We start from the raw sequence: 22891 nt of genomic DNA, 5'->3' as shown, positions 1-22891 counted from the left end.
GTGGCAGCTCTCTAACCCCTGCGGGTCAAGGATTGCCATCCGTCACGCTAACGCTGCCGACTGTCGCCGTCACGTCTGAACTATCGGCATTGTCGTCCGCGGACGGGCGGAAGCAGCCGTATACCTGAGGTCGTTACTTGGCGTCCTATTGATCGGACGTGACTGCGTAGTCGACCGAAGCGGGCGACTCGGCTTCTGAGCCGCACCTCGCCGTGGTGCAGGCGCAGGCCGGGGACGCGGCGGCGGCTCGCGAAACCCTCGCGGCAGCAGACGCCATTGCCGCAGCCTCCCGGGAACTCGCCTGTGAGGTGGCCGAGACGGTCCACCACCTTCGCCTGTCCGCTACGCCGTAACGGACGCGTTTCGCCTGGTAAGGCACCGAATGCCGCATCGACGATGACGGTGGGTGGCGGCGTTGGATGGCTGATGCTGTGCCCACTGGTCGATGGAGGTGGCGTGCGAGGCGACGAGCAGTCGAGCAAGGGTGAACAGGCTGAAGCTGCCGAGCGGGAGGCTGCCAAGCAGCGCATCCTGGCTCAGGCCGAGGCGGAGCGCGTACCCGTGGAGGACACGACCCGTGCGGTCCCGGACCGGCGGTGGCGGCGTGAGCAGCGATGACGTCCCGATCGGGCGTCGGGTGGCGAGCTGGCGGGTACGGCGGCAGATGACCCAGCAGGTGCTGGCCGACCGGCTGCGCAGGTCGAAGAGCTGGGTCGACAAGATCGAGCGGGGTGTCCGCCCCCTGGACCGGTACTCGGTCATTCAGGAGGTGGCCCACGTCCTGCGGGTCGAGCCGGAGGCGCTGCTCGGCCAGCCGCGCGGCACTCCGGCGGGCACGCCGGACGGGGTGGACGACATCCGGGCCGCGCTCGCCCGCTACGACACCCCGGAGGCCACCCAGCAGACGCCGGAAGAGGCAAGAGGGCAGGTCGGGCACGCCTGGTTGACCTACCAGCACGCGCACTACGGCGAGTTGCTGCGGGTGCTGCCGGGTCTGCTCGACGCCGCCCAGGGCGCGCGCTCGGCGGAGCTGCTGGTGTCGGCGTACCGGATCACCTCGTCGCTGCTGGTCAAGCTCGGCGAGGCCGATCTTGCCTGGTTGGCCGCCGACCGGGCGATGGGTGCCGCCGGTGACGACCCCGTCCTCGCGGCGACGGCGGCCGTGTCGGTCGGGCAGGCGCTGCGCGCGTCGGGCCGTGACCGCCTGGCCCTGGCCGCGACGCTCGCCGCCGCGAACCACGTCCGGCCACAGCGGTCGGCGGGGGAGTGGGCCGTGGGCGGGACGCTGCTGCTCCAGGCCGCCCTCGCCGCCGCCGGCTGCGGCGAGCACCGGCACGCCGCCGCGCTGACCGACCGGGCCGCGGGCGTCGCCGCAAACCTTCGGGGGTACGACGATCAGCACCGCACCAGCTTCGGCCCGGTCACCGTCGAGCTGGTACGGGTGCTGCTGGCCGCCGCGCGGGACAACTCGGTGGAGGCGCTACGACGACACTCCATGGTGGTGCGGCGCGAGGGCTGGCGGTGGTTGCCGGTCGAGTATCGGGGCGCTTACCTGCTCGACGCCGCGCGGGTGTACGTGCACGCCGGGGACCTGCGCGGGGCGGCGCGGGCGCTTGTCGACGCGGACCGTGTCGCGCCGGCCGAGGTTCGGGGGCGGCCTCTGGCGCGTACCCTCATCGCCGATTGTGCGCGGGCGCGGCCGGCGCCGGCCGGCGTGGCGCGACTGGCGACGCTGGTCGGCCTCACCTGCTGAACGCCTCGCCGAGCTGATCGGCCTCAAGATCCGCCCAACATCAGGGAAACTGCTGTCTCCCGCGCGTGCGAGGCAGCAGTTTCCGTGAAGTTGCGCGGAAACTGCGACCCGCCGACGATCAGCCAGCCGGTGGACTGAGGACCGTGCCCACCCCGCAACCCCTTGCGTGGCGCGGATAACCTCTCGGCCATGGCTGAGTACCGCAATCCCACTGGTGTGTCGGCGCTGCGGGCTTCACTGACGGCAATCATCTGCGGAATCCTGGTGACCGGTCTCGGCGTCACCATCGTTTGGGATCATCGAGGTTGGCCGGGGGAGGTCTCCACCAGCGCCACGCTGATCAGCACCTCTGAGACGCCACCACGCGCAAGTCGCCATGGCACGTACTACGAATACCAGTACGCCGTACCCGATGGACGGCAGGTGCTCCTCTGGGAGTTGGTCACCCGCAGCGGCTCCCCCAACCGCGACGGTGACTCCGTCACGGTCCTCTACTCGCCGGATGCCCCGGAGCGGGGCCGGCTGTGGGTGTCCCGAGACGGGGCGGAGTATCTGGTCGCGCTCGGCGGGATAGCGCTCGCTTTCGTCGGGCTGTGGGGCGTCATCCATGAGCTTCGCAAACGACGCCGCCGACGGCGCGACGGCGCGTCGCTCAGCGAGCTGGCGACCCGGGGTTGACGAACAACTGACCGGATGACGGCCTGGTTGGGTGCCGCCTCCCACCGCGCACGATCCAGCCGCTGCCGGACGTCAGGGCGTGGCTGGCTGGGGTGCGGGTGTGAACGGGGTCAGGAGAAGGACGGTGAGGCGCCGCTGGGCGTCCTCGTTGCCGGTGAGGCGCAACTCGCCCGACTCCACCGCCGCCGAGAGGGTGATCACGGAGCCGCAGACGGCCCGGAGGGTGTCGATGTCGGTGGTGAGCGTCGCATCGGGGGCGGGCACCGTGCCGCGACGGATCTGCACCGCGTCCTCGGTGACCTCGGTGAGGATCGTGTCGGCGTCGATGTGGAACGCGTAGGTGCCGGCGAGTTCCGGGGCCCGCGCCGGATCGAAGGACGCCTTGACGCTGAGTAGCAGGGAGTCGATGCCCAGGGCGCCCTCGGGCATCTGCGGGGACTGGCTTCCCCAGCGTCCGAACTGCAGGAGGATGGGCTCCAGGGCGCGGCCCCACTCGGTGAGCTCGTAGAGGTGGACCCGCGTTGGCGGCCCGAGGTCCCGCCGTCGCACGACGCCCTGCTCGGTGAGCTGGCGCAGCCGCTGGCTCAGCACGTTGGGGCTCACGCCGGGCAGGCCGCCGAGCAGATCGTTGAAACGCCTGGGGCCGAGCAGGAGGTCGCGGACCACCAGCAGCGCCCACCGCTCCCCGATGACGTCCAGGCCACGCGCGACACCGCACGGATCCCCATAGCTACGCACGCCGCTCATGACTGTCAGCCTACCTCGATCCTAATTTAGGAGTTGTACTTGTTCTGTAGGAGTTGACCCTCTACGTTGACTCTCATGAGCCTGCCCAACGCCGAGGCGGCGGACCTGCCGCAAGGGGATCTGAAGCTGCTGGACACTGCCCTGGCGCAGCGACTGCTCGGCGCGCCCGTGGCACGCCTCGCCTACACCAGCCGGGACCTGACGCCCCGGCTGATCCCGGTGAACTTCCTGTGGACCGGCGACGAGCTGGTCGTCGGCGCGTTCGCCGGCACCTACAAGATCCGTGACCTGCGCGCCCGGCCGGACGTGGCCATCTGCATCGACACGGCGGACGGGCTTCCGGAGGTGCTCATGCTGCGCGGGAAGGTCACCCTGGCGGAGGTCGACGGCGTCCTACCCGAGTACGCCACCATCCAGCGCGCCGGGATGGGCGACGAGGCGGGCGCTGCCTACCTGGAGGCGATCGACAAGCCGGGCCTGCGGATGGTCCGGATCGGCCTGCGCCCCACCTGGGTCGGACTCGTCGATTTCCAGCAGCGGTTTCCGAGCCGGACACCAGAACCCGTCCGAGCCGCGCTCAGCGGCGGTCACTGAGCCCGGACCATCACGAGGGATGAGGGTATGCGCAAGATAGTCGTGTCGATGTGGACCACGCTCGACGGGTTCGTCGCCGGTCCGGACGACGAGATGGACTGGCTGCTGTTCGGCGAGCACCTTCAGCGGTACGAGCAGAGCCTGGTGGACACAGCTGGCAGCCTGCTGCTGGGTCGGGTCACCCACGCCGACTTCGCCAGCTACTGGCCGCTGGCCGCGCAGAACCCCGACGAACCGGACGAGGTCCGAGAATATGCCCAGCGAGTCGACGCGCTGGAGAAGATCGTCGTCTCCGCCTCCGGCAACACCGCGACCTGGAACAACACCCGGAAACTGGCCCACCTCGACCCCGACGAGATCGCCGAGCTCAAGCGCGGGTCCGGCGGGGACATCGTGGTCTACGGCAGCCTCAGCGTGATCCGGTCCCTTGCTGATCTCCGGCTCATCGACGAGATTCATCTCCTTGTGCATCCCCTGCTCCTCCGCCAGGGCAAGGCGCTGTTCACCAGCGGTCAGCCGCCCGTACGACTGGAGCTGGTGTCCGCCGAACCCTTCGCCTCCGGGGTCGTCCTGATGAAGTACCGACCGACGGGTGCCGTCGCCACTTCGTGATCGCCCGGTGGCGAGGCGGGGTCGGCGAGGAGCCGGCGCACGTGGTCTCCTGTATGGACGGGCCGTGCGGGCGTCGGCGCCGGGGGAGGTGCGGGCAGTGGGCAGATGGTTCAACCGCAGCCGCAAGCGTGACGACGAGCCGCCGCGCGAACCGAAGCCGTCCGGCCCGGTCATCGAGATCACCGTCAGCGGCGGCGGTCGGCCACCGGTGACGCAGACGATCGGCGGCCCGACGGCTTTCGGGTTGCAGTACCACGCCTTCCACGAGCAGTACGGCGCGACCGACCCGCGGACGTTGGCGGCGGGCACCCGGTACGCGCAGGAGTTGATGCGCACCAACGACATCGCCGAGGCCGTGGCCGTCTATCAGGAGGTCGTCGGGTTGCGCAGCTCGGCGCAGGGGGCGGAGCATCCCGACACCCTGCGCAGCAAGCACAGCCTGGCCTTCGCGCTCTGGCAGCTCGGCTCGCACGCCGAGGCGGAGCTGGTGCAACGGGACGTCTACGAGGCACGCCGCCGGGTGCTGGGCGACGACGACGCCGAGACGTTGCGCAGCGGCAACAACCTCGGCTGGTTGCTGATCGAGCTGCGTCGGATGGACGAGGCCGAGCCGCTGCTGCGGCGGGTCGCCGACGGTATGGCGCGGACGCTGGGCCGGGACGACGCGGACACCCTGGCCTGCCAGATGAAACTGGCCGGCCTACAACACCTGCGGGGCGACAGCCAGCCGGCCGAACGGTCCCTGCGGGACGTGGTCCGCCGGATGACCAGGACGTTGGGGCCTACCAGCCCGGTGACGCTCCAGGCGCGCAGCAACCTGCTGGTCGTTTTGCTCGACTCCGGCCGGGCGGCCGAGGCGCTCGACCCGGCCCGGGCGCTCGCCGACGACGCGGGGCGCACGCTCAGCACCACCGACGGGGTGTCGCTGCATGCCCGGCACTCCCTGGCCAGAGCGCTCGCCGGGGCGGGGCGGCCGGCCGAGGCGATCCGGCTGCTGACCGACACGCTGCCGGACAGTGAGCGGGGCCGGGGCGTCGACCATCCCGGGACCCTGGAGATGCGCACGCTCTTCGCCCAACTGCTCATCGAGGCGGGTGACCGGCGGGCGGGCAGTGTGGCGCGGGCCGCGCTGGCCGGGTGCGAACGCGTGCACGGCCCAGGTCACCCCGACACGGAGAGGGCCCGGGCGCTGGTCCGGCTCGTCGACGGGCGTTGAGAGGTCAGCCTCCGGTGTGGATGTGCGCCGCCCACAGCGTCGGCGCCAGCGGGTAGCGGTCCCGCAGTCCGCGTACGGCCGAGTGCAGCGCGTACGCCGCCGACCCGGTCGCGTCGCCGTGCTCGTAGAAGGCGGTGGTCAACGCGAGGGAGATCGCGTCGTCGACCTCCCAGAGGGTGCCGATGACGTGCCGGAACCCGGCGAGTTGGAAGGCGCCGGTGATGTGCAGCGCCTCGTCGACGAGGGTGGGCGGGGCCTGGGCGGTCGCGCAGGCCGACAGGAAGGCGAACTCCGCGTCCAGGTCGAGCCGGGACACGTCGGCCACGGTGAGCGGGCTGTCCTGGTGGTCGTGCACGAGCAGCCGGCCCTGCGCCGGGTCCTGCGGGTCGGCCACGGCGTGGCACGCGAAGTGCGCGTACGCCGAGTCGGCCAGCCGCTCCAGGACCTGCTGCCGGGTGGCCGTCGCGTCCAGCCCGGTCCACGCTCCGGGCAGCGCCCGCGCCGCCGACGCGGCCTCACGTTCCGCGCTGGGCAGCGCGCCCAGACCACCGGGGGTGGCGCGCATCGCCACCACGCACGACCGGGCGTCGCGGCGGGACTGCCGCTGCGCGGTGCGTCGCCGGGCGAGCGCGGTCACCGTCGGGGTGTAGGAGGAGACCACCCGGTCGAGGGCGGACCGGTCGGCGTCGGCCTGCGCGGCGTGCAGGGGAAAGAACGCCAGCGGCCCGACCGGGCACCACCAGACGCGCGGCAACTCGCCGCCCGCCCCGGGCGCGTCGATCGCGTCCAGCACCGGCCCGACCAGGGAAGACCACAACCATTCGAGTACGCCCCGGAGTGCCGACTGGGCGCGCAGCCGGCTCCGCGCGTCCGCCGTCGGGTCGGACGCCGTGCTGGTGGCCTCCTGGAGCAGCCGCAGCTGCGTCATCGCGTCGGTCAGCGACAGATCCGGCAGCGGCAGCACCGTGACGCGGTGCTCCCGCAGGATCAGCGCGTCGCAGCGCAACTCGCTCGCGATCGGAACGACCACGGTCCCCTCGACCTGGTCGAGTAGCTGGCGCGCGCTGGGCGGGCGCAGGAAGTCGCCCAGGCCGGGCAGCTCCCGGATCGTCGTCAGCAGCACGTTCCACTCGGTCTCCCGGTCCCGGCCGAAGGTGGTCGGTCGGGGGGAATCGGGGACGGGCGCTTCGAAGTCCCGGCGCATCCGTTGGAAGTCGGCCGCCAGACGCCCGTCGGCGCGTTGGAGCGCCGCCCACTCGCCGTCCGCCGTCAACCGTTGGTGCAGCAGCAGACCCCGGCCGCGCTCCAGCAGCTCCACGGCCCGCTCCGGCTGCCCCGCGCCGATCGCGCAGGAGGCGGCCGTCGCCGCCAGCCCGGCCGTCGAACCGAGGTCGGCGTACTGGTCGTGCCGGGTACGCCCTCGCGAGGCCAATCGGGGCAGCAGCGTGATGGCCTCGTCGAAGGCGTCCGCCGCCTCCTCCCACCGGTGCAGCGCGGTCAGCGTGTAGGCCGCCTTGTCGAAGGCCTGAATCCGGACCGGCACGGCACCGGAGTCGATCCGGCCGGCGGCGAGCGCCCGTTCGGCGGCCTCGGTGAGCAGGGCGGGTTCGCCGGTACGCAGGTACGTCGCCCGCAACGCCTGGGCGATGGACAAACCGGTCTCGACCCGCTGCGGATCGCGTGCGGGCAGGGCGTCCAGCGCCTGGCGTAGTAGGACGAGCGACTCTTGGAGGTAGGCGGGCTCCCCGGTGGCGTCGTAGAGCAGCCGCAGGCTGTAGCCCAACTGGTCCAGGTACAACGCGTGGTTGGCGTCGCCGCGTACGGACAGCGCGAGCGCCCGGCGCAGCAGGCCTATCGCGATCTCCAGGGCGGAGACGTCGCCCGTCAGCTGGTGCGTCTTCATGCCGACGGTGGACAGGCTGGCGAGCGCCCTGCGATGGTGCGGATGGCGCTCTCCGACGGTGCTCAGCGCGCCGGCGAACTCCTCCCAGGCCTGGCCGAGCAGTTCGGCACGGCCGGTGCGGTCGACCAGGGTGAGCAGCGTCTGCCCGAGCAGGAAACGCGCGTCGACGCCCTGCGACGCGTGGTCCCGCAGCACCGCCACGGCCCGTTCGACATCGGCGGTGTGGGTGGTCCCGGCCGCCCTGGCCAGCAGGCACCGGGCTCGCAGCATGACGATCTGGTCCTGGTTCGGCCCGGTGGTGTCCACCGACGACAGCAGGTCCAGCGCCTCGTCGACGTAGTCCTCCACACCGGTGAGCTGGTAGGCGCGCAACAGCGCCTCCGCGTGGATGCCCCGCAGCGCGGGTCGGTGCTCCTCGCTGATCCAGTTCTCGGCCATGTCGGCGATGGAAGTGAGCCGGTAGAGCGTGTCGACCGAGCCGTCGAAGTCGTGCCGGACCCGGTAGACCTGGCACTTCTTGAGCATCAGCACCGCGCTGTTGCCGAGGTCGGCCGAGGCGTCCTCCGCGAACTGCAGATACTGCTCGGCGACGTCCAGGAGCTGCGGCTCACTCTCGATCCGGGCCCTGGCCAGCAGCACATCGGTGTACGTGACCAGCGCGCGGACACCGTGCGGCGTACCCAACTCGTCGGCCAGAAAGGAGTCGGCCATCGTGCGGATCGCGGCCTCCAGCACGACGGTGGCCTCGATCAGGTCCTGCCGCGCCCGGTCCGCGTGGTAGCGGTCGAGCAGCGCGGCCCCCAGCTCCACCTGGGCCTCCGCCCAGCGCCGGTCCCCGCGCCGCTGGCCGGCCGCGACACGACGCCAGTCGTTCACGGCGTCCCTTGCGTAGCGACCCACCGGCGTACCTCCCCATCACGGTTGCTCCCCAGCCTGCCAGCCGGACGCCACATCGACAGGAGATAATCAGCCGATGAGCCAATCGGCGCCGGACCGGCGACTCGACGACGACCGGGCGGCTCGACTGGCCCGGGTCTGCGCGGACATCGCGCAGGTGGGCGACCTGCTCGGGCCGGAACCGGCCCGGGTCCTGACGCGACTGCGGGATCGGTCCCTGTCCGACCAGGGCGTGGACGCGGTGCTCGCCGACATGACCGAGTTGATGCGCGTCGGTGGCCTGGTCGGTGGTGACACCACCGTCCGGGGAGATCGTTACCTGCCGTTGGCCGGCATCCACGGCCGCCGCCCGGAAGTGGTCCAGGTGTGCCCCGGCGACCTGTGCGACCGGGTCGAGATTCCCCGGCCGGACGCCGGCCCGCCGCCGCACTGCGCCGTGTGGGACTGTCCACTGCCGACGTTCCGGATGGACCGGTGAACACGCTCATCGCCTCGCTCGGCGGCAAGCTGGCAGAGCGGTGGCTCGCCGGACTGGCGCTGCCCGGTGTGGTGTTCGTGGCGATGGTCGCCACGGCGGCGCGACTCGGCCACGCCCACTGGTGGGACCTGGGGCTGCTGCGGCAGGAGGTGGACCGCCTCGTCCTCGGAGCACCGGCCCGGAGCACCGGGTCCGCGCTGCTGATCGTCCTCGGAGTCGTGCTCGGCGGTGTCGTCGCCGCGATGGCCGCCCAGAGCCTGGAACGCCTGGTCGTGGCCCTGTGGACCCAGCACTGGGGTCGGGTCGGCGACGCGGTGACCCGCCGGCGGCGGCACCGGTGGAACGCTGCCATGGACCGGTACGAGGACGCCCTGCGGGACAAGGCACGCCGGTTGCGGTCTGCCGACGGCGACGCCGGACCGCTACCGGACACCCAGGCGCTCGCCCGCGCCTGCGACCGGATCGCGTTGACCGAGCCGGACCGCCCGACGTGGATCGGTGACCGGATGCAGGCCACGGCGGTACGGGTGCGGGCCTGCTACGGCCTGGACCTGGCCGCCGCCTGGCCCCGGCTGTGGTTACTGCTGCCCGAGGAGAACCGGGGCCCGCTCGCCCTCGCGCAGGCCGACTTCGCCGCCGCCGCCCGACGGGTGGGCTGGGGGCTGCTGTATCTGGCGCTCGGCCTGCTGTGGTGGCCCGCGGCGGTCGTCGGCCTCGGCCTGTGCGTGGCGGGCTGGCGACAGGGCCGCGGCACGGTGTCCGTGCTGGCCGACCTGGTGGAGGCGGTGGTCGACCTGCACGTGCGCACCCTCGGCGTCGCGCTGGGCCATCCCACCGACGGCCCCTTCGGCACGGCCGACGGAGAGGCCGTGACCCTCCTGCTGCGCAAGGACCGGTGACTCCCGGGGTCGGCTGCCGGCGGTCCGCGCGAATCCTCGGCGGCGTCGTCAGATGGCGGGAACGGGAGGACGTGGTCCGGTAGCGCACGGGGCTCCTGAGTCGCGGTGCGAGGAGGTACGCTTTCGACAGTAGCAAAAAAACGAGGGGTCACTCTTTATGCCCAGGGTCAGTCAAGCCCATCTCGACTCTCGCCGCCAGCAGATCGTGGACGCCGCCCGCGCCCGGTTCGCCAGCCACGGCTTCGCCCACACGTCGATGGCCGACATCGTCGCCGAGTCCGGGCTCTCCAACGGCGCCATCTACCGGTACTTCACGAGCAAGGACGAGATCGTCGTCGCGGTCTGCGAACAGGGGACCGACGCGCTGCCGAGGGCGCTCAGCGCCGAGGCGGTGGGGGGTTTCCTCGAGTACGTGCGTACCCAGGCCCGGGACACCCACCACGCCCGGCTGGTTGCTCAGATCTACGCCGAGGCGGCGGTGTCGCCGCTGCTGGCGGCCGTTGTGCAACGACAACTCTCCGCCATGCGGGCCGCGATCGCCGAGCTGGTGCCCGACCGTCAGCGCCCACGAGCGGGGCAGATCGCCGAAGCGTTCGTCGCCCTCTGCGTCAGCTACAGCCTGCAACTGGCGGTCCGCGGCGACGTGGACCCCGCACCCTACGCCGCAGGGTTGATGGCGATCATCAACGACCCCGGTGATCATGAAGTTATTGCCTCGACACGCCGCTGACAGTGGCAATAACTTCATGATCACCGCGCCGGGGAGTGCCGGGCGGCGGCCTCGTCGGGATGGCTTAGAAAAAGAGCGAACCGTCGTTTTGGTGCTAGGGTTGATCAGTGTCCCGCTCTTTGGAGGAGCCATGCCGGTAGCTCACATCGCCGCGATCAACCTGGACTGCCCCGACCCGGCCGACCTGGCCCGCTTCTGGGCCGCCATGCTCGATGGTGAGGTCGCGGTCCGGACACCGGACTTCTGTGCGGTCAAGGCGGGGCCGCTGTTGCTCGGGGCTGTTCGCGTCGACGACTACCAGCCACCGACCTGGCCCTCGGGCGAGCGGTCGCAGCAGATCCACTTCGACCTGGCCGCCGACGACCCCGCCAGCCTCGACGACGCTGAGGCCCGCGCGATCGAACTCGGCGCGGTCAAGGAAGAGCAGCAGTTCGCGCCGGACCGTTATCGCGTCCTGCGCGACCCGGCCGGCCATCCCTTCTGTCTACGCCGTTGACCGGGCGACGCTGGTCGGGCTGACCGTTCACGACCAGCGGGCACACTCGGCGACCAGGCGTGGGTCGGTGCGTACCCAGACCTCGCCGCCGGCGGCCCCGGCCGGGGTGTCGACCCGTTCGAGGCCGAGGAATCCGATCAGCGGGAGCAGGGTGGCCCGCTCGGCGCGGTCGTCGTCGATGTCGTGCCCGTCGAAGAAGACGTAGTACCTGTCGCTGGGGTCGACGTAGCCCGAGTCCGCCCAGATCCGGCCGACCTCTTCGAGCGCCGCCGCCTCCGTCGTGATCGTGGCGGCACGGGCGGCACCGCGGGCCTCCGGTGCCGCGTCAAGGTCGGCGAGGTCGGCGAACCACTGGCCGAAGTGGTCGAGGCCGCGACAGCCGTTCTCGAAGAACAGCATCGCGCTCGGCAGGTAGCGGTTGGCCCGGTCGATCCGCAGGTGTGTCGAGCGGGGTGGGTCCGCATCCTCGACCCGGGAGATCACCCCCAAGTGGGGCAGGAGCACCAGAGTTTGCCGCGCCGGCTCGTCCCTGATCGTGTACGTGGCGGACTCGCGGCCCCGGAAGAACGCGGAGAACGCCACGTAGGCCTCCTGCGGGTCGCTCACCGAGACCTGGTGCGTGGTGCCGTCACCGGCGGTGAAGACGAACTGCTTCGGTCCGGGGCGGTAGGGGCGGGCCATGGACGTCCTTCGCTCAAGGGGTGAAAGGCCCGTCAGCGTATCGGGGGTCGGGTTTCCGCGAACGTGAGATCCGGGCATGTATCCCGACACTGCTGGAAGGGGAGAGACAGCAATGTTGGTAACCGGTTATCTCGGCGCAGTGCTCATCGGCGCACTCGTCGGCCTGCTCGGCCGGCTCATCCTGCCGGGGAGGCAGCGGATCGGCATCTTCGCCACGTTTGTTCTCGGCGTCGGCTCGGCGGTGCTGGGCACCGTGGTGGCCCGAGCACTGCACGTCGACGACGACGCCGGCGTGAAGGTGTGGGTGCTGCGCTGGGACTGGATCGTGCTCGCGATCCAGGTCGGCCTCGCGATCATCGCCGTGGCGCTGGCGAACATGCTGACCTTCACCCGGCTTGCCGGCGGCGACGAAACCCCTCGTCGGCGGCCCCGGCGCACCAGGGCCAAGCGCGAGTCGTGATTGCGATCCTTGCGCCAGGCGGGCTGACCAGGTCGGCGACTCCCCGCTCGCCGATCAGCGTGCCCCCGCCACGCTGATCCGCCCCCAAGATCCGGACAACATCAGGGATGTTGCTGTCTCCCGGGTGGCGGAGGCAGCAGTAACAGGGAAATTGCGCGGATCTTGGCGTGCGAGTGGGCGGATCGGCAAGCGGACGGGCGGGCGCGCCGCGGCGGGATGCGGCGAAGGGACCACTCGCCCGAGTGGTCCCTTCGCTGGTCGGTGGGGAGTGGCTAGACTTCAGATTGGCAAATCACCTGTGCTCTGCTGCGGCGGGCGCAGCCTCGGGAGGGTGTTGCAGCACCCTCTCGAGGGGGCCGTCCCGTCGGGACGGCGGCTATTCGCAGAAGACCCGCACGGTGGCATCGGGGGAGTCCACCTCCACGGTCATGTCGTCGAGGTGCTCCACGAGCGCCTCCAACTGCTCGGGCTTGAGCTGCGTCAGGTCGATCGGCACACCCGAGTCGCTGAGCGAGGCGTTGGCCTTGACCAGGGCCTGCGGCGGCACCAGCGCCGCCAGCCGCACGCCGGCCCGCAGCAGTTGCAGCGGCACCCGCACATTGACCCGCGACGGCTCGCCGTTGTCGGTGGCGTCCACCACCACCCGCAGGTACTTCACCTTCCCCTTCGGCCGGGCGTCGGGACCTGCCACCGCCGGGCCCTGGTCCCGTTCGAGGGCGGCGATGAGCTGCTCCGCCTCCTCCGCAGTGATCTTGCCGGCGGCAAGCATGTCGAGGATGTCCTTGCGTTGTTCGGTCATGCGAACCTCTCCTATCGGATGGCCACGAGCACGGCCGAGCGGCCCTGCTCGATGTCGAAGCGGGCGCCGGGCAGCGCGGACACGACGCGCCAGCCGGCGCCGAGCGCCCGCATCACCCGGATGCGGAACACGAGGCAGGCCACGATCGCCGCGAGGACGACCAGGACCAGAACCGGAAGGAGTACGAGCGCCAGGGGGAGCACCGGAACCCAGAGACGGACGGGCCGGCGGGCGGGGCGATTGACCCTGACGGTCACCAGCTGGGGCATCATGAGCGGCCGTCCAGCTCGGCCAACGCCTGCTGTGCGGTGATCTCACCGCGGCGCAACCGGTCGATGATGTCGGCCCGGGACGGCGCGGGATCGGTCTCGACGAAGTCGAGCATCTGCGTGATCCGGTTGAGCCGAGACTTGATCGTCGGATAGCTCACGCCGAAGATGCGTTCCATCTCCTTGATCGAACCGTGGCAGCGCACGAACGCCGTGACGAAGACCTGGTCCTCGACGTTGAGCTGGGCCAGTTGCGGTAGCTCGAACGCGCCCTCGATCGCGATGCCGTTGCTCACCAGGCGCACGCGCTCGACGACGAACGGCTGACCTCGCGTCAGGCTGGTCAGTTCCTGCCAGTCCATCGCCTGCTCTGTCATACCTCAATTTGTAGCTTAAGAATCCTAATCTTCCAAGAGGCAAACCTTAACTTTCTTAAGTACGGGGGACTCCGGCCCGTCTGGCTACGACCAACGCGCGCTCGGCGGCGGGGCGTGGGTCGCTCGAAGAACTTGAGGCTGAACGACAACGACGGATCACCGGCGTGCGGCTGGTGTCCGACATTGCCGGGGACGGAAGTCCGACGTTTCGTGTTGGCCCGATCACGGACAGTCCAACCTGGAGTGCGGCCCGCCGTGGGGGCGGCCGTACACGATGGACTGTGGAGGGTTCGGATGCTGATCATCGCGGAGGAGCGGGACACCTACCCACCGAACGGCCAGATCCCCAACCTGGAGACCGACGAGAAGGCGAACGACGAGATCCTGAACCGGATCAAGGACCTCCTGCCGGACAACCTCACGCTCGAGGTCATCGGAGCGTTGGTGAACTGGTCGGCGAGCAAGCTGTTGCCGCACCGGACCTTCGCGACCTGGGACGAGGCCATCAAGGCCGCGAACCGCTTCGTGGGCAACGACATGGCCCTTCTCACCGACCACAGCCAGCGCCAGCGCGACGAGGCTGTCGGCAGCGACGAGAAGCTGGAGCTCAGCAAGGCGCTGGCGAGCACGGGGCGGACCGACGACGAACAGATCATTCTGCGCGACGAGAGCCGTAGGTGGGCGAACTGCGGAATGGCCGCGTTCCAGATCCGCGAGCAGTTGCGCAACAAGGGCGGCGAGCCCGTTCGCCTGTCGGGCGAGACCTACGGGACGGGCGAGGGCGACGCGCTCAAGAAGGCGCTGCTCGTCAAGCCGGCCAGCGCCGACACCGTCCTACTGCTCGACTGCCAGTTCCCGCAGGTGCACAACTTCGTCATCGAGGTGCACCACGACGGACCGCGCTACCTGGCCCAGGGTTACCAGGGCACCTACTTCGCCCACTGGTGGCTCGGCATCAACAAGAGCTACTCCGGGGAGCCGTCGGCAGAGATCCTCGCACTGCGCGAGCGGTACGGGCTGGGTCGCCCGATCAGCCGGGAGAACTACGAGAGCCTTCTCGACGGCCTGGCCGTGGCTATCTCCGGCGACTGGCAGGCGACCGCGGACCAGTGGCGGACATTGCCGTTCAACCCGGACCGGCAGGAGGTCGACGGGATCCGCCGCCGGTCCGAGACGCCGACGATCCTCGTCGAGGTGTTCGAGCTGCGCAAGCCGGCGGTGGCGCGGGCGGCGCTCGGCGGTGACGCCGCCGCGTCGCTCAGCGAGCTGGCGACGCGAGGGCTGACCACCACCTGACGCCGCCTCCCGGCCGGCGGGGACCACGCGCGGCGGGACCGGAACGGTCCCGCCGCGCGCCTATGCCCCAGCGATGGCCGTGAGCGCCGTGTCGAGTGCCTGCTCGGCCGGCACGGGCACGTCGGGGACCACTCCGACGCCCTCCCAGTTGGTTCCGGTGACGCTGTTGATGGTCCGAGCGGTCGGAACGGTCACCAGGATGTGTTCGGTGACCGCGTGGCGGGCCGTCGGATGGGCGCCGCCCCGTGTCGTCTCACCGACGACGACGGCTCGACCGTGCGCCTGGAGGGTGTACGCGACATCCTCGCCCCCGGAGAACGTCGTCGCGCTGGTGAGCACGAAGACCGGGCGGTCCAGGTAGCGCGGCGCGGGAAGGTGCGCGGCGGTCCAGAACTGGCGGGTGGCGCCGGTGGAACGCTCGTAGAAGTCGTTGAGGTGCACCTGGTCGTCGCGGAAGAAGTAGCTGCACCACATCGCGGCTCCCTCCGGCGCTCCGCCGGAGCACGCGCGCAGGTCCAGGATGAGCGCCGAGCTGAGGGCGACCAGCTGCATGGCCGCGCCGATCACGCTGGCCCCCGCGTCGGCGTACGCGATGCGCCGCAGGTCGATGAGCCCGACCTCGCCGTCCACCTGCTCGACCCGGCGGATGCCCTGGTTCTCGGTCCGGAGCAGCGCGAGGAACGCCGCCTTGCCCCCGTCCTCGTCCGCTGGATCCAGCGACTGCGGCTGGTCCGACCACAGCAGCCGCAGATGCTTGTCCGGGCACACCTGCTGAAGGTGAGCGGTCACCGTCTCGCAGAGCGCCGGCCCGTCCAGGTCGTCGTACTCACCCGCCGCGAGACGACGTCGGATCGTGGCGTCGATGTCCGGGACCTTCGCCGGAAAGACGTACCCTGCCTCGATCCGATCCAGGGCCCGTCCGATGATCTCTTCGTTTGACAGCACGGCGGGCCACGATAGACCGGACGAAGCCCCAGGACCATCGATTTTCGCGCCCACATGGGCGGCACCGGGGCTCAGGCGCGCGGCAGGACGCCCACGAGCTGCGTGATGATCGCGATGCGCAGGGCTGTCTGCGGGTCGATGTGGTAGACCGCGAGCGTCGGCTCGGACTCGTAGACGGCGAGCAGGCTCGGCGGCGGCGTGCTGTAGGCGGAGAACGCGCCGGCCACGATGAGGACCTGAAGACAGAACAGGTCGGCGCGGTCGCCGACCTCGGGCAGGTGCCGGCGGATGAGGTCGGCCATCGTCGCGAGGTTGGCCAGCGAGGCCCGCTTGTGCCGGCGGGCCGCCTCGACCGAGATGTTGTGTTCGAGCACCCCGCCCTGCGCGCCGAAGAGATCGCAGAGCACCGTCTCGGTGGCCAGCGACCGGCTGAGCACGTCGGCCATCTGCTCGGCCCGCTCCGACGCGGATGGGTTCGGCTCGACGCCCCGGGCCAACTCCCGGTCCAGCTTGGCCAGCCAGGTGGTCGTCCGGTCGTCGAGGAGGTCGAGGAGCACCGCCTCGCGGGACTCGAAATAGCGCAGCACCGCCGTCTTGGCCAGGCCGACCCGCCGGCTCAGCTCGTTGAGGGTCACGTCGGCCACGGGCATCTCGTCGAGCATCGCCGAGGTCGTCTCCAGGATCGCCTGGCGACGGGCCGCACGCTGCTCCTCGCTGCGCGCCCGCTGGAAGGTCATGCGTCAACCCTAACTTAGGTACCGCCGGTCTCTTGACAGTGTACCGGCGGTACATTAGCGTTTCGAGCATAACTTACCGGCGGTACCTTAGGAGCCTGAGATGAACTGGACCGAGCAGCAGATTCCGCGCCAGGACGGCCGGGTGGCCGTGGTCACCGGCGCCAACACCGGCCTGGGCTTCGAGACCGCCCGGCTCCTCGCCGAGCGCGGGGCCTCGGTCGTGCTGGCCGTACGCGACACCGCGAAGGGCAAGCGCGCCGCCGCCCGGATGAACGGCGACGTCTCCGTACAGGAACTGGATCTGACCTCGCTGGAGTCGGTGCGCGCCGCCGCGGCCGGGCTACGCGCCACCCACCCGCGGATCGACCTGCTCATCAACAACGCCGGCGTCATGTACACGCCGAAGCAGACCACCCGCGACGGCTTCGAGATGCAGTTCGGCACCAACCACCTGGGCCACTTCGCGTTCACCGGCCTGCTGCTCGACCTGCTGCTGCCGGTGCCCGGCTCCCGGGTGGTCACGGTCAGCAGCGTCGGCCACCGGATCCGTGCCGCGATCCACTTCGACGACCTGCAGTGGGAGCGGTCGTACGGCCGGGTCGCCGCCTACGGCCAGTCGAAGCTCGCCAACCTGATGTTCACCTACGAACTGCAGCGCCGGCTCGCCCCACACGGCACCACCGTCGCGGTGGCCGCACACCCCGGCGTCTCCGACACCGAACTGGTCCGCAACTCCCCGGCGCTCGTCCGCGCGCCGATCACCCTGCTCGCCCCGGTGGTCACCCAGCCCGCTGCGGCAGGCGCGCTGCCCACCCTGCGCGCCGCGACCGACCCGTCCGTCCTCGGCGGGCAGTACTACGGCCCCGACGGCCTGGGCGAGACGCGCGGCCACCCGAAGCTGGTCACGTCCAGCCCCGAGTCCTACGAACTGGCCGTGCAGCAGCGCCTCTGGGCCGTTTCGGAAGACCTCACCGGCGTGCGGTTTCCGGTTGGCCAGGTGGCCGCCGCGGCGTGACCGTGGGAACAGGGCAGGTGATCCGGTAGCGGCGGCGCCGCTACCGGACACCGTCGCCTACCGGGCCTGGTAGCGCGAGGTCGAGCGCGCCGGCCCCGCCACGTGCTGCCCACCAGGTCAACGGGTCCCGCCGCTCAGCCGACGGGCGACCTGCCAGGAAGCGGCGGGCCAGGCCGTGATGAAGCCGGCGACCAGCCCGATCTGCCCGGCGAACCAGAACGTGGGGCTGTCGGGCCGCAAGGGTGGTTCCGGGAAAACCATGTGGTGCGCCAGCGTCAGCCACACGAACAGCGCCGCCTCGAACGCGGTGATGGTCACCAGTTCCACCTTCACGACGGTCGCCAGCGCACGCCAGACCTCCGCGAGGCTGCGACGAGGGCCCTCGACGAGCCGGAAGAGGACGGCGATCGTCACCGCCATCAGATAGTCGCCCGAGTAGCCGATCCACAGCGCGCTCCGGGGAAGATCGAATCCGTACAGGGCGACCTCGGCGACGACGAAGCCGAGAGCGCAGTGCGCGCCACAACGGGACACCTGCGTCACGATGATGCCCCGGTGGGGTCGATCCGTCCGCGGCGACGGCGTGAGCGCCTCGGGCCGGCCCCAGTTCCAGTAGAGGCGGACGGCTGCCGGACCGACGTAGAGGACGGTCACCAGCCAGACGATCTCCATGACTCTGGCCGGCTGACGGTGTCCGTAGAGGTACGTGTCGACGAGGACGATCACGAAGCTGACGCCACCGACCGCGAGTGAGATCCAGGAGAGCGTCCAGAGCCAGGTCGGCTGCATTCTCGCTCCCTTTCCACCCGGCGCCTCGGCGCTTGGCGCGGCCGAACGTGGAGGGGAGTCAACCGATTGCCGACGGCAGCCCACAGTCTCCCAGCTCGCACCCGCCCGCATCGGTGGATCGGGGCGTTCGTCGTGCGGGCTGCGCCCCCGGACACGGGGACCCAGTTCCCTCCGCGCGGGGATCCGCCGGGCACGCCGGCAGCGCAGCGTGGGACCGGAGGAAACCACCGCATCGATACGGAGTGACGACCGTGAACCAGAGCGCCGAAGCATCGAAGCCGCCGCCGTGGGCACGCCGAGCCGGTCACGTACGCGGGCACCGCATTGACGGTGCCGCCGCGTGCCGTCCGGCTCGGGTCGTTAGTCGGCGAAGTCGACGGCGGCGAGCGTGGCGGAGCGGTGCGTGGCGAGGCGTTCGGCCTGCCCGGTAATGGCGTCGCGCGTGCCGGCGGACAGTTTGCGCCAGGGCTGGACGGCGACGGTGAACGTCCTGCCGGACTTGCGGGGACGCCAGGTGCCGACGATCTCGCCGTCGACCAGCACCGCGCCCGGGCGGCCCAGCACCGGCCACAACTCCTTCGCGTGGGCGGCGTCGGGCGCGAGTGTCGCCCGGTCCTTCGCCTGCAGGAACAGGTCGAACGGGCCGAGCAGGCGGGTCGCGCTCACCTCGGCCGCCGTCAACGCCTCCTCGTCGGCGGCCAGCAGCGAGCGCGTCTCGCCGTCGACCGTCACGTCGACCACGTCGTCGGGCCAGCGTGCCTTCACGTCCTTGACCGGCGCGTCGAGATAGTCGGCGACCTGCTTCGGAGTAGCGGGGCCGAGTAGCCGAAGGTACGCGCGGACGAGGTCGAACCGGTCACCCGGGGCGGCCGCCCGGCGGAAGCCGGTGATGCGCCGCAGGACCGGAGGTGAGGTGTCGAGCTGCAACTCCAGACCGGCCCGCGCGGCCGCCAGCCGGAAGGGCATCTCGTACAGGTGGGTGGCGTCGCACGGCCGGCAGAACCGCAGGTACGGCTCCGGCAGCATGGTGGCCAGGCGGCCGGAGACGTCGCCCTTGACCGTTGGCGCGGTGACGATCGCCCGCATGCCGGCGGCCACCTCGTCGAGCGCGGCGAGGTTGCCGATGCCGGCCGCCTTCAACGGCTTCGAGGCGTCGTAGATGCGCTTGCCCGCGTCGGCGTCGGAGAACGGCTCGACCGCGGCCACCACCTGCCCGACGTCGGCGCGGCGATAGAGGTGCGGAGCACCCCGTACGGTCCACAGCAGGACCACGTCGGCGTCGGACAGCGCGGTCACGTCGACGCCGCGGACGGCCAGGGCCCAGCGGGCGCCGTCCGGCCCGGTGTTCTGCACGCCGATGTCCAGGACGGCGGTGTCGGCCAGCGAACCCTCGTCCCGGTCCAGCTGCTGCGCCCGCACGCGGTAGGCCACCACCTGACGCCGGTCAACCATGAACGCACCCTAGCCGCGAGCGGTCAGCCAGCGGTGACCATCGGGCGGTCGACGCCGAGAAACTAGAGTTGGTGGTGTGCGGATCCGGATCGAGGGCGGTGACCTGCCGGGCCGGCGCGCGGGCGCGGAGGCCGACGCGCTGCGCCTCGGCAACGTACACGTCGGCATCCAGCGCAAGAGCGAGGTGCTCGATCGCGTACGGGTCGACGCGGCAGGGGCGGTCTGGAACGTGGAGGTGTCCAGCCGGGAGGTCGACGGGGTGCTCGACGTCGGCGGGCCGTTCGTGCACGGACGACCCGGAGGGCGTTTTCTCTACCTGAGCTGGGGAGCGCTGACCGATGACGGGTTCGCGATGTTCCGGCGAGCGAAGCTGATGTTCACCGACGTCCCGACCGCCCTGCTGCGCGCCGCGCACGAGAGCGGTGGGTTGCTGGTGAGCAGGCTGGGGCTGACGGACGCGGCCGGCGGGCCGGTATGCGCTCGGGTCCGCCCACCCGCCGTCACCTGGACGTTGGAATAGCCCCGGCCGCCCGTACCGGACGGGCGGCCGGGAAGACGCGGCCGTCAGGCCACCAGTGAGACCCGTCCGTTGTCCAGGTCGTAGCGGGCGCCGACGACCCGCAGCGCGCCCTGCCGCACCTTCTCGGCGATGATCGGGCTGCGCGCCGACAGTGCCCGAACCTGGGCGGCGATGTTGGCGCGGACGGCGTTCTCCACCGGGTCGCCGGGCTGGCTCAGCACCGGCTCGACCACCGGGCGGAGGCTGTCGACGATGGTGCCGATGTGTCCGGGAGCGGTGCCGCCGGTGTGGATGGCGTCGATGGTGGCCGTGATGGCGCCGCAGCGTTCGTGCCCGAGGACGACGATCAGCAGGCTGCCGAACTCCTCCACGGCGAACTCGACGCTGCCCAGCAGCAGGTCGTCGACGATGTTGCCGGCCACCCGGTTGTCGAACAGGTCACCGAGCCCCTGGTCGAACAGCACCTCGGGCGCGACCCGGGAGTCGGCGCAGCCGACCGTGATGGCGAACGGGTGCTGGCCGGCGGCGAGGCGGTGCAGGTCGTCGATGCCCTGGTGCGGGTGCCGGCCGTGACCGCTGGTGAAGCGGTGGTTGCCGGCGAGCAGCCGACGCAGCGCCTCGGCCGGCGTGGCAACGGTGTCGTCGGCCGGCGACGCGGCTGCGGCGCTCGCCCCGGACGGACCGGTGACGGCCGCGCCGAGCGCGACGGCCGTCGCGCCGCCGGCGGCCAGCAGGGAGCGGCGGGACAGAGGGGTACGAGGCACAGTGATCTCCCGAGGGTGAGGCGGTTGCCTTCTTCCTACCAGGCGATCATCCACAGTGGTGCGCCGATACCCCGCCGACGCCCCCGGTCCCCCGATCGCGCGCGGTGGCCGGGGGACCGAGGTCGGTGTGTCAGCGGTGCTCGCTGTCGAGGGCGGCGACCTCGCGTACGGCCTGGGCGACGGCCGCGAAGTCCTTCTTCAGGATCGCGCCGTGGTTGCTGGCGACCTTCGCGTGGACTCGGATGTTCGGGTTGCGGGCGGTCACCGCGTCGAGGCTGGCGCGGATGCGTTCCTGCTCGTCACCCTTGCTGCCGAGGGACGTTCCCGAGGCGACCACGTACCGCACCGGAACGGTGATGCCGTCCAGCACCGGACCCAGTTCGCGTTCCCGGGAGAGCCGGCCCAGCTCGATGTTGCTCTCCGCCTGCTGGGCGGCGCTCATGCGCGGGGTCAGGCCGGTCGGCCGCAGCAGCGGCGTGAACCAGCCCAGGCGCCGGAACAGCGTGCGGATCCGCTGCTCCATGGCGTCGTCGAGCCAGTCGTGCGGGAACGCGCCGTCGACCAGCACCGCGCCGATCGTGCGGTCCGGGTTGCGGTGGGCCCAGTGGGCGCCGACGACGGCCCCGTACGACCAGCCGACGAGCACCGCCCGCTGGACGCCTCGGGCGGCGAGAACGGCGTCGACGTCCCGAACGGCCGCCGCGAAGGAGTAGTCCGCCGAGCGTCCCGACCTTCTGCCGCGGGCCCGCTCGTCGTAGGTGATGTGCCGCCATCGGGTGCCCAGGTCGGTGGTGACGCGCCGCCAGTACCCCTGGGTGGCGAACTGGCCGTTGAGGAAGACCACCGGGACGCCCGCGCCGCCGGTGTCGGTGACGGCAAGGGCGGTGTCGTCGACCGGCACCATGCCGGTCCACGGCGAACGGGTCGGAGAGGGGTTGTTGGTCGTCATTGTCGTACTCCTTGAAAGGGGTTGGGGTTCAGAGGCTGCGGGCGCTGATGTCGCCGAGCGAGGTGGTGGCATGGATGTCGAGGTCGGCGCTGCCGTGGTTGACCAGGGCGTTGCTGATGCGCCCGTGGCCGGTGCCGGCGTCCAGGGCGGCCGAGACGCCGGTGGCGGCGGCGACCGAGATGTCGCCGGACTGGGTACGCAGCACGAGCCGGCCCCGCGTCGCCTGCGCGACGCGAATGTCGCCCCGCGTGGTGCTGATCTCGGCGGGCCCGTTGAGCCGGCCGACTTCGACGGTGCCGTCGACGGCGGTGAGGCGCATGCTCGCCGCCTCGTCGACCTTGATGTGGCGGTACGCGCCGTCCACGGTGACGTCACCGAGGCGTCCGACGCCGCGCAGCTCGGCGCTGGCGGCCCGGACCTCGACGCGGGAGTCGGCGGGCAGTTGGACGGTGACCTCCACCGAGCCGGTGGGGCCCAGTAGCTGGTTGTCGGGGGACGCGGTCGTGACCCGCAGGACACCGTCGGCGTACGCGATGGTGGTCTGCTCGGCGGCCCGGGTGTCGCGGCTGCGGCCGGCGTCGGCGGGCCGGACCTCGACGGTGGTGTCCGCACGGTCGGCGGCGATGAGCTGGACGCGTCCGGCGGGGATGTCCAGGACGGCGGCGATGGGGGCGGGAGTGGCGAAGGTCTGCACGGCGTTCTCCGATGCTTGTTCCGGTGTTTCTTACATCGGAAACGCTACGTTGCTTTCCAGCTGGTGGCAACAGAGCTGTTGCGTATTTAGCCGATAACAGCAGCTAGAAGCGTTGTAAACGTTGCAATCGCTTTGCCGATA

27 protein-coding genes are annotated in these 22891 nt (G+C 71.1%); 14 read left to right on the top strand and 13 right to left on the bottom strand.

Annotation, left to right across the window (positions count from 1 at the left end; genetic code table 11):
• Positions 1 to 456 precede the first annotated feature (456 nt).
• The 3 genes from ACIA3K_RS06110 to ACIA3K_RS06100 all read left to right on the top strand — a co-directional run bounded on the left by ACIA3K_RS06110 (position 457) and on the right by ACIA3K_RS06100 (position 2431).
• A complete protein-coding gene (locus ACIA3K_RS06110; protein WP_396799457.1) occupies positions 457 to 618 on the top strand; it encodes a hypothetical protein in 162 nt (53 codons plus the stop codon).
• On the top strand, positions 605 to 1753 hold the full coding sequence (locus tag ACIA3K_RS06105) for a helix-turn-helix domain-containing protein (protein ID WP_396799456.1): 1149 nt from the start codon (positions 605 to 607) through the stop codon (positions 1751 to 1753). The genes ACIA3K_RS06110 and ACIA3K_RS06105 overlap by 14 nt, the downstream gene beginning before the upstream one ends.
• A 189-nt stretch (positions 1754 to 1942) precedes the next feature.
• The gene (locus tag ACIA3K_RS06100; protein ID WP_396799455.1) at positions 1943 to 2431 is read left to right on the top strand and encodes a DUF3592 domain-containing protein; all 489 of its coding nucleotides are present in this window, start codon (positions 1943 to 1945) and stop codon (positions 2429 to 2431) included.
• A gap of 72 nt (positions 2432 to 2503) precedes the next feature.
• Here ACIA3K_RS06100 and ACIA3K_RS06095 read toward each other — a convergent pair whose 3' ends face one another.
• Positions 2504 to 3178, bottom strand: coding sequence for a winged helix-turn-helix transcriptional regulator (locus ACIA3K_RS06095; protein WP_396799454.1), 675 nt, complete (start codon positions 3176 to 3178; stop codon positions 2504 to 2506).
• Positions 3179 to 3253: 75 nt separating this feature from the next.
• Here ACIA3K_RS06095 and ACIA3K_RS06090 point away from each other — a divergent pair, with 75 nt between their 5' ends.
• From ACIA3K_RS06090 to ACIA3K_RS06080, 3 genes are all read left to right on the top strand, one after another.
• Positions 3254 to 3772, top strand: coding sequence for a pyridoxamine 5'-phosphate oxidase family protein (locus ACIA3K_RS06090; RefSeq protein ID WP_396799453.1), 519 nt, complete (start codon positions 3254 to 3256; stop codon positions 3770 to 3772).
• 27 nt (positions 3773 to 3799) lie between these two features.
• Entirely contained in the window at positions 3800 to 4384 is a 585-nt protein-coding gene (locus tag ACIA3K_RS06085; protein WP_396799452.1) for a dihydrofolate reductase family protein, read from the top strand.
• 97 nt (positions 4385 to 4481) lie between these two features.
• Positions 4482 to 5600: a tetratricopeptide repeat protein gene (locus ACIA3K_RS06080; protein WP_396799451.1), complete on the top strand. Its 1119-nt coding sequence runs from the start codon at positions 4482 to 4484 to the stop codon at positions 5598 to 5600.
• Between the two features lie 4 nt (positions 5601 to 5604).
• On the opposite strand, the gene ACIA3K_RS06075 is transcribed toward ACIA3K_RS06080, so the two are convergent.
• Positions 5605 to 8403: a CHAT domain-containing protein gene (locus tag ACIA3K_RS06075; protein ID WP_396799450.1), complete on the bottom strand. Its 2799-nt coding sequence runs from the start codon at positions 8401 to 8403 to the stop codon at positions 5605 to 5607.
• A 73-nt stretch (positions 8404 to 8476) separates the two neighbouring features.
• Between ACIA3K_RS06075 and ACIA3K_RS06070 the strand changes: the two genes are divergently transcribed.
• From ACIA3K_RS06070 to ACIA3K_RS06055, 4 genes are all read left to right on the top strand, one after another.
• Positions 8477 to 8878, top strand: coding sequence for a hypothetical protein (locus ACIA3K_RS06070; RefSeq protein WP_396799449.1), 402 nt, complete (start codon positions 8477 to 8479; stop codon positions 8876 to 8878).
• The gene (locus ACIA3K_RS06065; RefSeq protein WP_396799448.1) at positions 8875 to 9777 is read left to right on the top strand and encodes a hypothetical protein; all 903 of its coding nucleotides are present in this window, start codon (positions 8875 to 8877) and stop codon (positions 9775 to 9777) included. Before ACIA3K_RS06070 ends, ACIA3K_RS06065 begins: the two co-directional genes overlap by 4 nt.
• A gap of 157 nt (positions 9778 to 9934) precedes the next feature.
• Entirely contained in the window at positions 9935 to 10507 is a 573-nt protein-coding gene (locus ACIA3K_RS06060) for a TetR/AcrR family transcriptional regulator (RefSeq protein WP_396799447.1), read from the top strand.
• A 130-nt stretch (positions 10508 to 10637) separates the two neighbouring features.
• Complete coding sequence (locus ACIA3K_RS06055; protein WP_396799446.1) at positions 10638 to 11003, top strand: VOC family protein; 366 nt, start codon at positions 10638 to 10640, stop codon at positions 11001 to 11003.
• Positions 11004 to 11030: 27 nt separating this feature from the next.
• On the opposite strand, the gene ACIA3K_RS06050 is transcribed toward ACIA3K_RS06055, so the two are convergent.
• The gene (locus tag ACIA3K_RS06050; RefSeq protein WP_396799445.1) at positions 11031 to 11684 is read right to left on the bottom strand and encodes a hypothetical protein; all 654 of its coding nucleotides are present in this window, start codon (positions 11682 to 11684) and stop codon (positions 11031 to 11033) included.
• A 112-nt stretch (positions 11685 to 11796) separates the two neighbouring features.
• Here ACIA3K_RS06050 and ACIA3K_RS06045 point away from each other — a divergent pair, with 112 nt between their 5' ends.
• A complete protein-coding gene (locus ACIA3K_RS06045) occupies positions 11797 to 12144 on the top strand; it encodes a GlsB/YeaQ/YmgE family stress response membrane protein (RefSeq protein ID WP_396799444.1) in 348 nt (115 codons plus the stop codon).
• Positions 12145 to 12520: 376 nt separating this feature from the next.
• Here ACIA3K_RS06045 and ACIA3K_RS06040 read toward each other — a convergent pair whose 3' ends face one another.
• From ACIA3K_RS06040 to ACIA3K_RS06030, 3 genes are read right to left on the bottom strand one after another with little or no spacing between them, the layout of a single operon-like run.
• Complete coding sequence (locus tag ACIA3K_RS06040) at positions 12521 to 12943, bottom strand: SHOCT-like domain-containing protein (RefSeq protein ID WP_396799443.1); 423 nt, start codon at positions 12941 to 12943, stop codon at positions 12521 to 12523.
• Positions 12944 to 12954: 11 nt separating this feature from the next.
• Entirely contained in the window at positions 12955 to 13200 is a 246-nt protein-coding gene (locus tag ACIA3K_RS06035; RefSeq protein WP_396799442.1) for a hypothetical protein, read from the bottom strand.
• Between the two features lie 11 nt (positions 13201 to 13211).
• Positions 13212 to 13589: a DUF2089 domain-containing protein gene (locus tag ACIA3K_RS06030; protein ID WP_396799441.1), complete on the bottom strand. Its 378-nt coding sequence runs from the start codon at positions 13587 to 13589 to the stop codon at positions 13212 to 13214.
• Between the two features lie 294 nt (positions 13590 to 13883).
• Here ACIA3K_RS06030 and ACIA3K_RS06025 point away from each other — a divergent pair, with 294 nt between their 5' ends.
• Entirely contained in the window at positions 13884 to 14885 is a 1002-nt protein-coding gene (locus ACIA3K_RS06025; RefSeq protein ID WP_396799440.1) for a hypothetical protein, read from the top strand.
• A 60-nt stretch (positions 14886 to 14945) separates the two neighbouring features.
• Here the strand turns inward: ACIA3K_RS06025 and ACIA3K_RS06020 are convergent, their stop codons facing one another.
• Positions 14946 to 15830 (bottom strand): S41 family peptidase, encoded by an 885-nt coding sequence (locus tag ACIA3K_RS06020; RefSeq protein WP_396799439.1) that lies wholly within the window; start codon positions 15828 to 15830, stop codon positions 14946 to 14948.
• Positions 15831 to 15901: 71 nt separating this feature from the next.
• Entirely contained in the window at positions 15902 to 16567 is a 666-nt protein-coding gene (locus ACIA3K_RS06015) for a TetR family transcriptional regulator (RefSeq protein WP_396799438.1), read from the bottom strand.
• Between the two features lie 100 nt (positions 16568 to 16667).
• Between ACIA3K_RS06015 and ACIA3K_RS06010 the strand changes: the two genes are divergently transcribed.
• Positions 16668 to 17582 carry an SDR family NAD(P)-dependent oxidoreductase gene (locus ACIA3K_RS06010; protein WP_396799437.1) on the top strand — a complete coding sequence of 305 codons (915 nt, stop codon included), beginning with the start codon at positions 16668 to 16670 and terminating at the stop codon, positions 17580 to 17582.
• A 117-nt stretch (positions 17583 to 17699) separates the two neighbouring features.
• On the opposite strand, the gene ACIA3K_RS06005 is transcribed toward ACIA3K_RS06010, so the two are convergent.
• On the bottom strand, positions 17700 to 18371 hold the full coding sequence (locus ACIA3K_RS06005) for a DUF4396 domain-containing protein (protein ID WP_396799436.1): 672 nt from the start codon (positions 18369 to 18371) through the stop codon (positions 17700 to 17702).
• Positions 18372 to 18731: 360 nt separating this feature from the next.
• A complete protein-coding gene (locus tag ACIA3K_RS06000; RefSeq protein WP_396799435.1) occupies positions 18732 to 19823 on the bottom strand; it encodes a winged helix DNA-binding domain-containing protein in 1092 nt (363 codons plus the stop codon).
• A 76-nt stretch (positions 19824 to 19899) separates the two neighbouring features.
• On the opposite strand from ACIA3K_RS06000, the gene ACIA3K_RS05995 reads away from it, so the two are divergent.
• Positions 19900 to 20343, top strand: coding sequence for a DUF5990 family protein (locus ACIA3K_RS05995; RefSeq protein ID WP_396799434.1), 444 nt, complete (start codon positions 19900 to 19902; stop codon positions 20341 to 20343).
• Positions 20344 to 20387: 44 nt separating this feature from the next.
• On the opposite strand, the gene ACIA3K_RS05990 is transcribed toward ACIA3K_RS05995, so the two are convergent.
• The 3 genes from ACIA3K_RS05990 to ACIA3K_RS05980 all read right to left on the bottom strand — a co-directional run bounded on the left by ACIA3K_RS05990 (position 20388) and on the right by ACIA3K_RS05980 (position 22750).
• On the bottom strand, positions 20388 to 21107 hold the full coding sequence (locus ACIA3K_RS05990; RefSeq protein ID WP_396799433.1) for a carbonic anhydrase: 720 nt from the start codon (positions 21105 to 21107) through the stop codon (positions 20388 to 20390).
• Positions 21108 to 21237: 130 nt separating this feature from the next.
• Positions 21238 to 22056 carry an alpha/beta fold hydrolase gene (locus tag ACIA3K_RS05985; protein ID WP_396799432.1) on the bottom strand — a complete coding sequence of 273 codons (819 nt, stop codon included), beginning with the start codon at positions 22054 to 22056 and terminating at the stop codon, positions 21238 to 21240.
• 28 nt (positions 22057 to 22084) lie between these two features.
• Positions 22085 to 22750 carry a DUF4097 family beta strand repeat-containing protein gene (locus tag ACIA3K_RS05980; RefSeq protein WP_396799431.1) on the bottom strand — a complete coding sequence of 222 codons (666 nt, stop codon included), beginning with the start codon at positions 22748 to 22750 and terminating at the stop codon, positions 22085 to 22087.
• Between the last annotated feature and the right edge of the window lie 141 nt (positions 22751 to 22891).

The sequence above is a fragment of the Micromonospora sp. NPDC051543 genome (assembly GCF_044454415.1).
Classification (GTDB): Bacteria; Actinomycetota; Actinomycetes; order Mycobacteriales; family Micromonosporaceae; genus Micromonospora.
Note: the sequence above shows the minus strand (reverse complement) of the source record. Positions and strands in the feature narration are given on the sequence as shown.

Excerpts from the sequence above, each read along its gene's own strand:
- ACIA3K_RS06055 (WP_396799446.1), top strand. The coding sequence starts at position 10,638 with ATGCCGGTAGCTCACATCGCCGCGATCAACCTGGACTGCCCCGACCCG.
- ACIA3K_RS06100 (WP_396799455.1), top strand. The coding sequence starts at position 1,943 with ATGGCTGAGTACCGCAATCCCACTGGTGTGTCGGCGCTGCGGGCTTCA.
- ACIA3K_RS06025 (WP_396799440.1), top strand. The coding sequence starts at position 13,884 with ATGCTGATCATCGCGGAGGAGCGGGACACCTACCCACCGAACGGCCAG.
- ACIA3K_RS06010 (WP_396799437.1), top strand. The coding sequence starts at position 16,668 with ATGAACTGGACCGAGCAGCAGATTCCGCGCCAGGACGGCCGGGTGGCC.
- ACIA3K_RS06050 (WP_396799445.1), bottom strand. The coding sequence starts at position 11,684 with ATGGCCCGCCCCTACCGCCCCGGACCGAAGCAGTTCGTCTTCACCGCC.
- ACIA3K_RS06030 (WP_396799441.1), bottom strand. The coding sequence starts at position 13,589 with ATGACAGAGCAGGCGATGGACTGGCAGGAACTGACCAGCCTGACGCGA.
- ACIA3K_RS06045 (WP_396799444.1), top strand. The coding sequence starts at position 11,797 with ATGTTGGTAACCGGTTATCTCGGCGCAGTGCTCATCGGCGCACTCGTC.
- ACIA3K_RS06095 (WP_396799454.1), bottom strand. The coding sequence starts at position 3,178 with ATGAGCGGCGTGCGTAGCTATGGGGATCCGTGCGGTGTCGCGCGTGGC.
- ACIA3K_RS06070 (WP_396799449.1), top strand. The coding sequence starts at position 8,477 with ATGAGCCAATCGGCGCCGGACCGGCGACTCGACGACGACCGGGCGGCT.
- ACIA3K_RS06005 (WP_396799436.1), bottom strand. The coding sequence starts at position 18,371 with ATGCAGCCGACCTGGCTCTGGACGCTCTCCTGGATCTCACTCGCGGTC.
- ACIA3K_RS05985 (WP_396799432.1), bottom strand. The coding sequence starts at position 22,056 with ATGACGACCAACAACCCCTCTCCGACCCGTTCGCCGTGGACCGGCATG.
- ACIA3K_RS06085 (WP_396799452.1), top strand. The coding sequence starts at position 3,800 with ATGCGCAAGATAGTCGTGTCGATGTGGACCACGCTCGACGGGTTCGTC.
- ACIA3K_RS06015 (WP_396799438.1), bottom strand. The coding sequence starts at position 16,567 with ATGACCTTCCAGCGGGCGCGCAGCGAGGAGCAGCGTGCGGCCCGTCGC.
- ACIA3K_RS06040 (WP_396799443.1), bottom strand. The coding sequence starts at position 12,943 with ATGACCGAACAACGCAAGGACATCCTCGACATGCTTGCCGCCGGCAAG.
- ACIA3K_RS06000 (WP_396799435.1), bottom strand. The coding sequence starts at position 19,823 with ATGGTTGACCGGCGTCAGGTGGTGGCCTACCGCGTGCGGGCGCAGCAG.
- ACIA3K_RS06090 (WP_396799453.1), top strand. The coding sequence starts at position 3,254 with ATGAGCCTGCCCAACGCCGAGGCGGCGGACCTGCCGCAAGGGGATCTG.
- ACIA3K_RS06060 (WP_396799447.1), top strand. The coding sequence starts at position 9,935 with ATGCCCAGGGTCAGTCAAGCCCATCTCGACTCTCGCCGCCAGCAGATC.